Below are 13803 nucleotides of genomic sequence, written 5' to 3'. Positions count from 1 at the left end.
GGCCGGCGGCACTCCTTGATCGTCACGCGGACGGGCTGCAGGAACAGCAGAAGCCGCACACGCAGTTGCACGAGGCACCGACCTCGGGCATCCCGTGTCCCGCGGTGAGTGACTCGACTTCCATGCCGCTGTCGGCCATCTCGAAGACGTCCATGGGCAGGTCGTTAAGGTTCAACTCCATCTCGCTCATCTCCTTTCCTTGTCTTGTCGTTCCTCCACGACCCCATGGCGGTCGACCGGCACGCCCGTCCCCCCATGGGACGGACACACGGGATCGCGAAGACTGTGGAGCGGGATCGGCGGGAGGACCCGTGGTCATCCGCCGATCTGCTCGGTCGCGGCGTACAGGTCGACGCTGTTCATCGTGATGTAGGTCGAGGCCATGTCGTCGCGGTGCAGACGGATGCCGCGCGAGTCGATGATCAGCCGGCCACGCCGGTTGATCTGCTCGAGCATCCGCCGTACGGCGGGCTCCTCGCACGCCGCCCGCAGCGAACGGCCGGTGCGCTGCTGGAACGTCCGCGCGTCCATGCCGTCCACGGTGGTCAGCGCCTGCGCCAGGAAATGGCGTGTCAGGTGGGGTGAGGACGCCGGGATGTCGGAGTCGAACCGCTGCGGCGCCGCGCTGAACCGGTGGAGGGCCCCCCGCTCGTTCAGCAGGAACCGCGTCCCGATCAGGGAGTTCGCACCGGAGCCGAATCCGATCCAGTCCATGGTGAGCTTGTAGTAGACCTCGTCGGACTCGCACCGGGGGCCGCCGAAGTAGGCGGTGGCGTACTCGTCGAATCCGTGTTCGGCGAGCAGGTCACGGGCGTAGGCGTAGGACCGCAGCTGCTCGTCCACATCGATCTCGCTGTTGCCGCGCCGTACCTGTTTGCGCATCACCGTCCCGTTCGTCGGACGGTACGGGTACACGGAGAAGTGGTTGACCGGCAGGGTGACGGCCCGCTGGATCATGTGGGACACCTCGTCGACCTCCTGGCCGGGGAATCCGACGATCAGGTCGATGTTGATGTTGTCGAACCCCGCCTCGGCGGCCATCTCGACCGCGCGCACCGCCTGTTCCGCGGAGTGGACGCGGCCGATGCGACGCAGGCGGGCGTCATCGAACGCCTGGACGCCGATGCTGATCCGGTTGAACCCGGCCGCGCGGAACAGCTTCAGTTTGTCCGGGTCCAGGGATTCCGGACTGCCCTCGATGGTGGCCTCGGTGAGTCCGCTCATGTCGAACCGCGACGACAGCGCGCCGGCCACCGCCTCGATCTCGTCGATCGAGAGGATGCTGGCCGTGCCGCCACCCCAGTACATGATCTCCGGCCGGTAGCCGAAGCCGGTCAGGACCGGGGCGTGGGTCTCGATCTGCTGCACCAGCGCGGCGATGTAACGCTGCCGCGGCGAGGAGTCCGGCGTGAGCCGCAGATCCGCAAGGGGCACCTCGGTGACCCAGTCGCAGAAGTGGCATTTGGAGTTGCAGAACGGAACGTTCACGTAGATCAGCAAGGGCTGCTCGGCGACTGCGCCGCCTGTTCCGCGAAGTGTCGTCGACATAGCGATCCCGTCCGGTCGGTGGCAGGTCAGACGAACCAGACCTCGGCGGAGCGCTTGGTGGCGGAGACGTCCGCGAGCCGGGCCGAGCCGCCGCCGCGCCGCGCGCACAGCTCGTAGAACGCCACGTGGGAGCCGCCGAGCTCGGCGTAGTCCGCGGCGTAGCGCTCCTGCAGTTCCTCGGCGGGCCTGCCGGAGATCGCGCTCGACATCAGCGACATGCTGCGCAGGAAGGAGGAGTCCTTGTGCGCCTCGACATGGGCGGTGACGGTCAGCAGCACGTCGAAGTCGTGCTTCGCCGCCCATTCGCCGAGGCCTTCCATCACGACGGGCACGTAGCCGTCGCTCAGCACGCAGCCGACGATGCGGCATGCTCCGCGGTCGGACAGATGCTCGGGCAGGCCGTCGAGGATGGTCCAGGAGATGTCGAAGCCGTCACGGCCGCCGTCGCCGACGAACGCGAACTGCACGTCCTCGGGGACCGGCAGCAGCGGCGGGTTCGACACGATGTCGTCGAAGACCTCGCCCCGCACGACGTCGTAGAGGCTGCCGAGGCGGACCTCCATCCGGTCCGAGAGTCCGTTCATGGCGATGTTGGTACGGCACAGCGCCGCCGCCACCGGGTTGATCTCGACCGCCGTGACGTGCTCGCTGCGCAGCGCCGCCGTCAGCGCCTGCACGCCCGGCCCCGCGCACAGGTCGAGGGCGCGGCCGCCGCGGTAGGTCACCATGCGGTGCACCAGCGCGAGCGAGTCGTCGCCGAAGTACATGGTGGGCGAGGGGTGCGGGCGCTGGCACCACAGCCACTGGCCCATCGGCCGGAGCAGGATGAGGTTGGGCAGCCACACGGCGCCCTGCCCCGTCTTGACCAGCCCCGCGGAGACGAGGCCGGGGATCACCGCGGCGATCCGGGGCGGGAGGTCGTCCTGCGGCACCGCGCGGCCGAGCAGGAAGAGCTCCATCAGGGTCCGCAGCGGACCATCGATCTTCGCCGCGGTCTGCGCCCAGATGTGGGCCTGCGCTTTCTGCGGCAGGAAGCACGTCAGGATCTCTCCGTAGCCGCTGCGGTCGAGTGCCGCGGCCAGTTCTCTGAGGTCGGCGGCGACGGCCGCCTCGTCGATGTCTACTTCCAGGGCGCTGCTGAGCATCCCGAGCCTCCGTGGATGTGATGTCGTGGTCGTTGTGCCGATGATCAGCGCACGAACGCGGCGATGATCTCGCGGTCCGCGCCCTCGGCCCTGGTGTGCAGGTCGAACTCGACGCCCTTGTAGTGCGACCGGCTCACGGTGACGCCCTCACCGGCGTCCGCGTCCTCGACGACGGTGGCCGGGTCGAGAACGACGCGCTTGAGCAGGGTGCGCTGGTAGAACGTCGAGAGATAACGCTCGCTCAGCCGCGCCGACAGCTCGCTGGTCGCGTACTCGGGGTAAATGCGCAGCCGGCTGCCCGCCGACGCGCTCTTCCCACTCGTGTAGAACGGATTGGGCTGCACCTTCTTGGCGACTTCGCCGCGGTTGGCGATAGCGGTGACACTGCCGTCCCCGGAGAGCCGGAATGAGATATTCGGCCCCGTCGGCGGCTGCACGTCGGAGCCGTTCTCACATAATTCAATCATCGAGTGAACAGTCGCGAGCCACGCTTCACCGCTCAGCGCCGACAGTTTCCCGACGAAAGCCTGAAAGGCTTCCGGACGGTCGAATGCCTGATCCACACCTGCTGCACGCAGGGCTTTCTCCGGGTCCTCCTGGAGCTCGGACGCCACGGCCGGGTCGCTGTCGACTTTCCGAAGATACGCGAACAAGGCGCGCAGCCTGTCGTGGTAAGGGTGTTCTGCCGACACGGTTCTCCCTCGAATCCCTACAGCGCTAGTCTTTCTGCTCGCTGATTCGAGGCTATTGTCGCGTTACGGACATCGCAAGGAATCCGAACCCGCTGACCAAAACCGTATTCTCGACTTTTCGCTCTTACCTCTGAATCGGGATTCCCGCAAGAGGGCTCACCGACAATTCTTCATGTGTTCGCACGAGGGCGCCCGTCCCGGCCGGAAGCCGCACGTCGGGGGCGTGCTCGGCCAGCGCCTTGAGCGCCGCCTGCAGCTCCATCCTGGCGAGCGCCATCCCGAGGCACGCGTGCGCGCCTCGGCCGAACGCCAGATGCCGGGGCATGCGCCGGCCGACGGGCCGGTCCGGGTCGCGGTTCGCCGCCGCTATCGACGGGATCACCAACGCGCCCGCGGGGAGTGTCCGCCCGCCCAGCTCCACCGGCTCCGTGGTACGGCGCAGCAGAGTCCGGTCGCCCGGTGGCGCGAGGCGGAGCGTCTCCTCGACCAGCTCGGCGATGCCTTCGGGATCGCCCGCCAGCCTCGGCAGCGGTGCGTCCAGCGCGGCCAGCAGGCAGTAGCCCAGCGCGGCCACCACCGCCGCGTGCCCGCCGAAGACGACGTTGAGCACCACCGCGAGCGTTTCCCGGTCCACCTGGCGCCCGAGCCGCCGGCACAGCTCGGCGAAGGCGGCTCCCCGCTCCCGGTCGGGCACCGGCGCGAGCGTCACGACGGTGGCCAGCGGACCCAGGTCCTGGGCGGGCAGGCCGACCAGGTGCCCGACGAACAGGCTGAGCACCCGATGCGAGAACGGCTCGGCGAACGCGCTGATGAACTCACCCTCACCCGGGATCCGCCGTGCCAGCGCGACCGCGATCTCCTCGGCCCTCGGCCGGAGCCGCTCGACCCGCGCCGTTCCGGTGTGCGCCACGATGAGCTTGCGCAGCCTGTCGTGCTCCGGCGGGTCCGTGTTGAGCAGGATGCCACCGTCGTCCTCCGGCGCCGCCGCACGGCTGAACCGCGCGTCGGTCAGCACCGCCGCCACGTCCGCGTAGCGGGTGACCAGCCAGGCCGGGCCGTAGGGCGAGCCGACCCGCGCCACCGGGCATGTCTCACGGAGCCGCCGGTAGTCGGGGTGGACCCCGAGCGGCTCCGGACGGCTCAGTGGATACTGCGTCACGGTTCCCCCACCTCGATCGCGAACTCCACGGCCCGATCGCCGTCGGGCAGCGCCTCCGCCACTTCCAGCTCGCCGGTCGTCCGCTCGACCATCCGGTCGAACTCCAGCACCGACGGCCAGCTGCCGAAGTCGATGAACACCGGCTTGTGCCGTTTGTCGAACGCGATCCGGTCCCTGCTCACCTGGCGTTCCCGGACGCGCACGAAGCAACGGCGCGGAATCCCGGTGCGGCGCAGCCACCGCTGGACGGCGACGAAGTGATCGGCGTCGTCGTCTTCCCGCCGGGGAACGGCGTCCTGGCCGACCGTCCACTGGGCTCTGGCGAGGGTGACACGGCCGAGATCGATCCGAGGGCCGCTCGCCCGCGGGATCGCCGGGAGGGTGGGGTGGGTCAGGTAGGTGGTACCGAACGCCTCGACGAGCAGCCGCGCCAGCGGCGGCAGGAGCGTCTCCGACATCATGCCCGCGTGCACCGGGACGACCCGCCGGCCGGCACGCGGCCACCACAGGGTGACGAGACCCCTGGCCTGGTCGTGCCGGACCTGCAACTCGGTGAGCGGAATGCGGCGATCCGGCGGTGCCTGGCCTACCGCGCCCGGGTAGTCGAGTTCCCATTCCGTGCCGGGAGCGCGCAGGTTCAAGCTGTGCCCGAAGACCCCCGGCAGCTCGGCGGCCAGGTAGCCGGGGGAGACCCGCACCGGACTGCCGCCCAGAAGTCTGCTCCAGCGGGTGATGCCCCGGCCGTGGCCGCCGTGCGCGGTGTTGAGGACCAGCCTGAGCTCGCCCTCCTCATGGAAGGGCTGGACGTAGCAGGTGACCGGTCCCGGGTCGCCGATCCACCCCGGCAGTTCGCCGAGCATCTCCTCGGCCCGCCCTCCGTGAAGCGCCTCGATCGTCCGGACGCGCAGGTCGCGCAGTCCGCGCAGGCGCGGGTCGGCGACATCCGCCAGGGGGTCGGGGCGTTCCAGGAAGTCGGGGTGGAGCGGCGACCCCGGCTGAGCCGCCTCGACCCGGAGGTACACCTCCAGCAGCGGCGGGCTGGAGTCCGGGCCGAACCAGTCGCGGACGTGGTCCGCCAGGGAAAGGCGGAGCGGCAACATCGGATCGTGGACCGCCAGCCAGCGGCGGACCCGTTCCAGGTCGGCCAGGGCCGGTCGCCACTCCGGGAGCGCGCAGGTGACGGGCGCGCCGACGGTCGACTCGCGCAGAACGCGGCGGCGCAGCTCGGGGAGCGGCATGGCGGGAAGGCTGAGCGCGGGGAGTTCGGCGGTGACGCGACGCGCCGCCTCGGTGCAGGCCGATGTCGCCGGGTCACCGGTGCCGAGGGGTCCGGTGAGGTCCAGTGCCTGCTGGATGCGGTTCAGCGGATGGGCGACCTCGGCGGCCCGGGCCCAGTCCGCGAGGGCCGCGAACGGCCTCGCCGCCTGGCCGGGCACCGGCACCACCGCCTCCACCAGCCCGCCGCGCACCAGCCGGGCCAGGGTCTCCTCCCCCTGCTCGCGGTCTTCTGCGGCGAGCTTGCCGGCCACCACGTCCCACCGGGCCCCGTGCTCGGCACGCAGCAACTCGACGAGGGCATCCAGCGCCGCCGTCCGTTCGAGTGCGCGCGTCCGCCCGTCCGGGCCGAGGAAGAGCAGCTTCCGCCCGGACATGTACGCGGTCGGCGACAGCCGGACCGTACGCGCCGCGGCCGGTCCTGGCCATCGTGGCACCATGAACTCCACCAGCAGCCGGAGTCCCACATCGGCCTCGACCACCACGGTCGGCGGTGAGTCGGGTATCTCCCAGCCCGTCCCCTCCATCTCCCAGTGCACGCGGTGAACGCTCGTGAACGTGCTGAAAGGACTCGTCTTGGCCGCCACCCGGGTGACGTAGCGCAGCAGGCTCGCCAGTGTCCCCGCCCGGGGCCGTCGCCCCGGGTCGGCGAGCCACTTCTCCAGTTCCGCGGACAGGTCCGGGCTGGCGTGCGCGAGCCCGTGCCGTACCGCCGGAGCGGCGGCCAGCTCCCGCAGCGACGCCCAGGCCGTCCGGGCCTCACCCGCGAGCACCTCGGGCAACGCGGCGCGGGCCCGCGCGCGCTGTTCCCAGAGGGAGATCCACTCATGGACCCGATCCAGCAGCGCCGCGGGCAGCACCTCGATCCGCTTGGGCCGACGCAGCCCGTGCAGGTCCCGCCGGATCGCCACCAGGACGGGCTTGTGCTCCTCCGCGGCGCCGATCACCTCGTACAGGAGGTCGGACAGCACCGCGGCCCGCCGGGACAACTCGTCGGTGAGCGAGACGACACAGGCGGCCAGAGCCGTGGCGTCAGGGCAGGCCAGAGCGTCCAGAGCGGACAGCGGCAGTCCGCCGACCCTGGCGACCGCGCGGTTCACGGGAACGGGTGGGGGTCGGGGTTCAGGTCGGCGTGGACACGCACCGGCATCCCCCGTCCGCGCACCGCGGCCGGGTCCAGCAGTCGCGGCAGCCCCCAGGTGCGGCGGTTCTGCTCCCCGAACGTCATCGGGACCGCACCGGGCACGAGCACCTTCACGCAGCGCAGGCCGCCCGCGCGATGCTCCGGTGTCGTCAGATCGACCACGATCACGTCGAGCCCGACGTCCGCGAGCCGGTCGATCAGAAACTCCAGGTCGAGGGTCAGATCCTGGTGCCGGAACCCTTCGGGAGGCGGTGGGAACGGCACCCGCGTCGTCCCCTCGGTGAGGAACGACAACCGCTCCGCCGCCGACCGCACTCCGTACACCAGGTAATGGTCGATCATCGACCGTACCCGGCTGCCGTCGGCGGCCAGCGTCCGTGCTCGGTCGGCGTTCGGGGGGAAGTGCTCGCGCACGGTCGGCACCATCGGGCCGAGTTCGGCGAGCGCCCCCGCGGCGGCGTGTTCCAGGCTGGTCCCGGCGGCGGCGGCGCTGATCGTGGCGGGCTCACCGGACAGCGTACGGGCCAGCGCCCACACGCACGGCACTCCGTGGTCGGGCGTGATGTCGTAGCACTCGACGAGGTAACCGGTCTCGGCGGTGATCGCCGCGGCGACCAGCGGGATCCCCGGATCGCGGGCCGTGCCGAGATCGATGCGCGGGGCCCGCGCACGGGTGTACCAGGTCAGCAGGAACGCGTCGCGTTCCAGCACCTCCAGGATGCCGTGGAAGATCGCCTCCTCCAGGCACGATCCCAGGGCGCAGCCGTTGGCGAGCTCGTAGCAGAACGGCTGGTCGTCGGAGCGCCCGTAGTAGACGTTGCGCTCCGGCACCAGCACGGGACCACCGGCCGCGAACGAGTGCCCCCACACCCAACGGCACACCGCGTCGACCGTGAACGGCCGGTACGGGAAGTCCGGCAGCGCGTAGTGCGTGGGCGGGTGCAGGCCCAGCGACCGTGGATCCACCGCCCGGTCGCCCAGGGACGCGTAGCTCGCGCGTACGGTTCCGCGCCTGCCGCCGGGGCCGATGGCGCCGTACCGCTCCAGCGCTTCGAGCAACGCGATGGCCGAGCTGCGGCGGTAGCTGCGGGACCGGCCGAAGCCCGGTTCGAACACCGTCGTCCCGCGTAGCCGGATCGCCGCTCCCGCGACGGCGAGCGAACCGAGCGCCGCCGGGGTGAGCGAGTTCACGAGACCGGTGTGGTCGTCGACGTAGGTCCGGATCAGGCGGTCCAGTTCGTGTTCGGCGTCCCACACCCGGTACTGGTCCAGAGCGGGCTTCGGCCGCGGCACCAACGTGACGCGCGCACGCTCCGGGCTGTCGTCCGGCAGTTCCCCGCACCGGCCGCAGAGCGGATCGGGCAGGAACGAGTGCGGCGTCACGGCGAGGTCGGCGAGGTCGACCAGCAGAATGCCGCCGCGGCCCGCCGCCGCTCCGGCGACGAGCGCGGCCACCAGGTCCAGTGCCGCCGGCACGAGCAGCGGCGACATCGCACCGGCCATGCTCTCGCCGTGTCTCAGCCACACCGCCTCGCGTTCGGCCGACCGGGTGGCGGCACGATGTCTGCGGATGCTCAGGCAGTCGGAGCACCCCGGCTCGCCCGGCCGTTCCAGCGGTCCGATGCGGACGTGCCCCATCTCGGCGATCACCGGCAGCACCGGGCGGCCCGTCGCTCTCGCCGCGGCGAGCACCGCGGGATCGGGCGCGTCCGATACGGCCAGCACCAGATCCGGATCGAGCCCGGCCGGCACCGCCGAGAGCCGGTCGGCGAGCACACCGTTTCCGACAAGCGTCCTCGAAACCGGAGAAAGATATGCCGGCGCCACGGTCATAGCACCATCGGGCGCTCGAAGTCCAGGTTCTCCGCGGTCGGAATGAGTTCGTCGAACGCCTCGAAGACCTCGGCCGCGGCGGCGGTGATCCGGTCGATCCCCGGTACGCCCCTGGGCTCGAACGCCCGCCGCACGGTAACCGTCATGACCTGCGCCAGCTCGGCGGAGCGCGGCTTGCCCAACGGCTCCGTCCCCGCCGAGAAAATCATGCCGCGCAGCATTTCCCACACCGCTTTCCGGGTGATGCGCAGATCGATGTCGGGACAGATGAGTTGGTTTTTCTGCAGCGCTGAGAGATATCGGTGAATCAGCTCGTCAATTGCCGCCGTCCGGGATCGGAGAGCGGACGACTTCGCATGGCGGAGCGATCCCAGAATCGCCTGGTCACCCATCAGCAGCGCCCGCAGCAGCGGCCTGTCCAGGATGATCCGGAGCAGATTGGCCGCCATCCGGTGAGCCAGGATTTCGGCCGGGTTGCGTCTGACGCGGTCGACGGCCTCGCACACGAGCGCGGCGCACTCGCGGTCGAGAGCGTCGTAGAAGATGTCGTCCTTCGTGTTCCAGTGCAGGTAGACGCTGCTCTTGGAGACACCGGCATGGCTGGCGACCTCCTCGACGGTCACCCGTCGATATCCCCTCTGGAGTAAAAGCTCCGCAGATGCGTCGATGATTCGGACCACTCGTTCGGCATTACTGCGCGAGCTCGTCACGCGCTTTCCCGCCGCGACCGCAGCGCGTTGCACGACCGGATACGGATAGTCATTATGCCCCCAGCCCAATAACTATACGCCCACCAGGTGGACATTACGCACTTTGTCACATTAACCACGATCATCGAATGCGTCAAGGATAAATAATCATCCCGGTGAATTCCTGTCGTATGCTGGGCTTTTGTCGGTCGCGGCCTTCACGCGGGAGGGGCCGGCACGGGCGCACGATGGATGCCCGGCCCCCGGACGAGGTGGTCCCGAATACCGAAATGCCCGGCGCCTTCCGAAAGCGCCGGGCATGTCGGTTCTGCGTGGTTTACCGGTTGTACTGCCCGAAGTCGTACTCCTCCAGCGGCACGGCCTCACCGGAGCCCGAACCGAAGGTGTAGTCCGCCGCGGAGCCGTCGTAGCCCCCGACCGTGTACATCGCGGCCTTGGCCTCCTCGGTGGGCTCGACCCGGATGTTGCGGTACTGCGGCATGCCGGTACCGGCCGGGATGAGCTTTCCGATGATGACGTTCTCCTTGAGGCCGAGCAGCGAGTCCGACTTGGCGTGGATCGCCGCGTCGGTGAGCACCCGGGTCGTCTCCTGGAAGGACGCCGCCGACAGCCAGGACTCGGTCGCCAGCGAGGCCTTGGTGATGCCCATGAGCACCGGGCGGCCGGAGGCCGGCGTGCCCTGCTCGGCCACGCACTCGCGGTTCATCCGCTCGAAGCGCGGCCGCTCGACCAGCTCGCCGGGGAGCATGTCGGTGTCGCCCGACTCCAGGACGTTCACCCGCTTGAGCATCTGGCGCACGATGATCTCGATGTGCTTGTCGTGGATCGACACACCCTGCGAGCGGTAGACCTGCTGGACCTCGGCCACCAGGTGCAGCTGCACGGCCCGCGGGCCGAGGATGCGCAGCACCTCGTTGGGGTTGACCGCACCGGCGATCAGCTGCTGACCGACCGACACGCGCTGCCCCTCGGAGACCAGCAGGCGCGAGCGCATCGACACCGGGTACGCGATCTCGTCGGAACCGTCGTCCGGAACGATGACGATCTTGCGGGTCTTGTCGGTCTCGTCGATGCGGACCCGGCCCTCGGCCTCGCTGATCGGGGCGACACCCTTGGGGATGCGCGCCTCGAAGAGCTCCTGGACACGGGGCAGACCGTGGGTGATGTCCGCACCCGCCACACCACCGGTGTGGAAGGTCCGCATGGTCAGCTGGGTACCGGGCTCACCGATCGACTGGGCGGCGATGATGCCGACGGCCTCACCGACGTCCACCAGCTTGCCGGTCGCCAGGGAACGGCCGTAGCAGGTGGCGCAGACACCGATCTTGGCCTCGCAGACCAGGGCGCTGCGGGTCTTGACGGTCTCGATCCCGGCCTCGACCAGCGCGGTCACATGGGTGTCGTTGATGTCGACACCCGCGGTCGCGATGATCTTGCCGTCCACCTCGACGTCCTCGGCCAGGATGCGGCCGTGCACGTTGCTCTCGGCGTTCTCCGCCTTGACCAGGTTGCCCTGGGCGTCGCGCTCGCCGACGTGCAGCGGGACCGAGCGGTCGGTGCCGCAGTCGATCTCACGGACGATGACGTCCTGCGCGACGTCCACCAGACGACGGGTCAGGTAACCCGAGTCGGCGGTCCGCAGCGCGGTGTCCGCCAGACCCTTCCGCTGACCGTGGGTGGAGATGAAGTACTCCAGCACCGACAGGCCCTCGCGGAACGAGGCCTTGATCGGGCGCGGAATCGTCTCACCCTTGGTGTTGGACACCAGACCGCGGATGCCGGAGATCTGGCGGACCTGCATGAGGTTTCCTCGGGCACCCGACTGGACCATCATCCAGACCGGGTTGTTCTTCGGGAACGCCTTCTGCATGTCCTCGGTCACGTCACTGGTCGCGTGCGTCCAGATCTCGATGAGCTCCTGACGGCGCTCCTCGTCCGTGATGAGACCCCGCTCGTACTCGCGCTGGACCTTGTCGGCCCGGCGCTCGTACGACTCCATGATCTCGGCCTTGTTCGGCGGCGCGACGACGTCCTCGATCGAGATCGTGACACCGGCGCGGGTGGCCCAGTAGAAGCCGGCGTCCTTCAGCGCGTCCAGCGCCGCGGCCACCTCGACCTTGGGGTACTTCTCCGCCAGCTCGTTGACGATGACCGACAGCTGCTTCTTGCCGACCTGCATGTTAACGAACGGGTAGTTCGCGGGCAGCGTCTGGTTGAACAGGCACCGGCCCAGCGTGGTCTCCAGCCGGTACGTGTCGCCCTGCTCCCAGCCCTCCGGGGGCGTCCAGCCGCGCGGCGGCGGGACGTCGCCCTTCATCCTGATCTGGATCTTGGCCTGGATGTCCAGCTCGCGCCGGTCGAAGGCCATGAGCGCCTCGGCGACCGAGCCGAAGACCCGCCCCGCGCCGGCGCCCTCGCCGTCGTCCTTGATGGTGGTCAGCGAGTAGAGACCGATGATCATGTCCTGGGTGGGCATGGTCACCGGCTTGCCGTCGGCGGGCTTCAGGATGTTGTTGGTGGACAACATCAGGATGCGGGCCTCGGCCTGTGCCTCGGCCGACAGCGGCAGGTGCACGGCCATCTGGTCACCGTCGAAGTCCGCGTTGAACGCGGTGCAGACGAGCGGATGGATCTGGATGGCCTTGCCCTCGACCAGCTGCGGCTCGAAGGCCTGGATGCCCAGGCGGTGCAGGGTGGGCGCGCGGTTGAGCAGCACCGGGTGCTCGGTGATGACCTCTTCGAGGACGTCCCACACGACCGGGCGGGCACGCTCCACCATGCGCTTGGCCGACTTGATGTTCTGCGCGTGGTTCAGGTCGACCAGACGCTTCATCACGAACGGCTTGAACAGCTCCAGCGCCATCTGCTTGGGCAGACCGCACTGGTGCAGCTTCAGCTGCGGGCCGACGACGATGACCGAACGGCCGGAGTAGTCGACACGCTTGCCCAGCAGGTTCTGGCGGAACCGGCCCTGCTTACCCTTCAGCATGTCGCTGAGGGACTTCAGCGGGCGGTTGCCGGGACCGGTGACCGGGCGACCGCGGCGGCCGTTGTCGAACAGCGCGTCGACGGCCTCCTGGAGCATCCGCTTCTCGTTGTTCACGATGATCTCGGGGGCGCCGAGGTCGAGCAGACGCTTGAGGCGGTTGTTGCGGTTGATGACCCGGCGGTACAGGTCGTTCAGGTCCGAGGTCGCGAACCGGCCACCGTCGAGCTGCACCATCGGGCGCAGGTCCGGCGGGATGACCGGGATGCAGTCGAGGACCATGCCGTTGGGCGAGTTGCGGGTGTTCAGGAACGCGGAGACGACCTTGAGACGCTTGAGCGCGCGGGCCTTCTTCTGGCCCTTGCCGCTGCGGATCGTCTCGCGCAGGTTCTCGGCCTCGGCGTCGAGGTCAAAGTTGGACAGGCGCTCCTGGATGGCCTGGGCGCCCATGCCACCGCGGAAGTAACGGCCGAAGCGGTCGCGCATCTCGCGGTAGAGCAGTTCGTCGCCCTCCAGGTCCTGGACCTTGAGGTTCTTGAAGCGGCTCCAGACCTCGTCCAGCCGGTCCAGCTCGCGCTGGGCCCGGTCACGGAGCTGGCGCATCTCGCGCTCGGCGCCCTCGCGGACCTTGCGGCGCTGGTCGCCCTTCGCCCCGGCGGCCTCGAGCTCCGCCAGGTCGGCCTCCAGCTTCTTCTGCCGGGCCTCGATGTCGGCGTCGCGGCGCTGCTCGATGTGCTGCCGCTCGACGGAGATCTTCGCCTCCAGCGAGGGCAGGTCACGCTCACGCAGGTCCTTGTCGACATGCGTGATCATGTAGGCCGCGAAGTAGATGACCTTCTCCAGGTCCTTCGGGGCCAGGTCGAGCAGGTATCCCAGACGGGACGGGACGCCCTTGAAGTACCAGATGTGCGTGACGGGCGCGGCCAGCTCGATGTGGCCCATCCGCTCACGGCGCACCTTGGCGCGCGTCACCTCGACGCCGCAGCGCTCACAGATGATGCCCTTGAACCGGACACGCTTGTACTTACCGCAGTAGCACTCCCAGTCCCGGGTCGGACCGAAGATCTTCTCGCAGAAGAGTCCGTCCTTCTCGGGCTTGAGGGTCCGGTAGTTGATCGTCTCGGGCTTCTTCACCTCACCGTGCGACCACTGGCGGATGTCGTCAGCCGTCGCCAGGCCGATCCGAAGCTCGTCGAAGAAGTTGACGTCCAACATGTGTTTTCCCCTCCTCAGCTTCTAGATCAGACCTCTTCGACGCTGCTCGGCTCGCGCCGGGACAGGTCGATGCCGAGCTCCTCCGCGGCGCGGAAG

9 protein-coding genes are annotated in these 13803 nt (G+C 69.3%); all 9 read right to left on the bottom strand.

Translation table 11 applies throughout. The annotated features are described in order from the left end of the window. Positions 1-22 precede the first annotated feature (22 nt). On the bottom strand, positions 23-181 hold the full coding sequence (locus IEZ08_RS21650; RefSeq protein WP_229803382.1) for a thiomuracin/GE37468 family thiazolyl RiPP peptide: 159 nt from the start codon (positions 179-181) through the stop codon (positions 23-25). A 134-nt stretch (positions 182-315) separates the two neighbouring features. Further along, positions 316-1548, bottom strand: a complete 1233-nt coding sequence (locus IEZ08_RS21645; RefSeq protein WP_176728372.1) for a coproporphyrinogen-III oxidase family protein — start codon at positions 1546-1548, stop codon at positions 316-318. Between the two features lie 26 nt (positions 1549-1574). Beyond that, positions 1575-2693, bottom strand: coding sequence for a methyltransferase (locus IEZ08_RS21640; protein ID WP_068921151.1), 1119 nt, complete (start codon positions 2691-2693; stop codon positions 1575-1577). Positions 2694-2737: 44 nt separating this feature from the next. Beyond that, the gene (locus tag IEZ08_RS21635; protein WP_189242795.1) at positions 2738-3385 is read right to left on the bottom strand and encodes a DUF5969 family protein; all 648 of its coding nucleotides are present in this window, start codon (positions 3383-3385) and stop codon (positions 2738-2740) included. A 124-nt stretch (positions 3386-3509) separates the two neighbouring features. Next, positions 3510-4544, bottom strand: coding sequence for a cytochrome P450 (locus IEZ08_RS21630; protein WP_068921149.1), 1035 nt, complete (start codon positions 4542-4544; stop codon positions 3510-3512). Next, positions 4541-6919 carry a lantibiotic dehydratase gene (locus tag IEZ08_RS21625; RefSeq protein WP_189242794.1) on the bottom strand — a complete coding sequence of 793 codons (2379 nt, stop codon included), beginning with the start codon at positions 6917-6919 and terminating at the stop codon, positions 4541-4543. Before IEZ08_RS21625 ends, IEZ08_RS21630 begins: the two co-directional genes overlap by 4 nt. Beyond that, positions 6916-8739 carry a TOMM precursor leader peptide-binding protein gene (locus IEZ08_RS21620; RefSeq protein WP_176728371.1) on the bottom strand — a complete coding sequence of 608 codons (1824 nt, stop codon included), beginning with the start codon at positions 8737-8739 and terminating at the stop codon, positions 6916-6918. The genes IEZ08_RS21625 and IEZ08_RS21620 overlap by 4 nt, the downstream gene beginning before the upstream one ends. 53 nt (positions 8740-8792) lie before the next feature. Continuing rightward, positions 8793-9476, bottom strand: coding sequence for a TetR/AcrR family transcriptional regulator (locus IEZ08_RS21615; RefSeq protein WP_268249354.1), 684 nt, complete (start codon positions 9474-9476; stop codon positions 8793-8795). Positions 9477-9822: 346 nt separating this feature from the next. Beyond that, positions 9823-13707, bottom strand: a complete 3885-nt coding sequence (locus IEZ08_RS21610; protein WP_068921145.1) for a DNA-directed RNA polymerase subunit beta' — start codon at positions 13705-13707, stop codon at positions 9823-9825. Positions 13708-13803: the final 96 nt, after the last annotated feature.

It is taken from the genome of Planobispora rosea, assembly GCF_014648175.1.
GTDB lineage: Bacteria > Actinomycetota > Actinomycetes > Streptosporangiales > Streptosporangiaceae > Planobispora > Planobispora rosea.
The sequence above is the reverse complement of the archived record's forward strand: the minus strand, read 5'-3'. Positions and strand labels throughout refer to the sequence as shown.

What these genes read in the sequence shown, in the direction of transcription:
- IEZ08_RS21650 (WP_229803382.1), bottom strand. Translation starts at nt 181, where the DNA reads ATGGAGTTGAACCTTAACGACCTGCCCATGGACGTCTTCGAGATGGCC.
- IEZ08_RS21645 (WP_176728372.1), bottom strand. Translation starts at nt 1,548, where the DNA reads ATGTCGACGACACTTCGCGGAACAGGCGGCGCAGTCGCCGAGCAGCCC.
- IEZ08_RS21640 (WP_068921151.1), bottom strand. Translation starts at nt 2,693, where the DNA reads ATGCTCAGCAGCGCCCTGGAAGTAGACATCGACGAGGCGGCCGTCGCC.
- IEZ08_RS21610 (WP_068921145.1), bottom strand. Translation starts at nt 13,707, where the DNA reads ATGTTGGACGTCAACTTCTTCGACGAGCTTCGGATCGGCCTGGCGACG.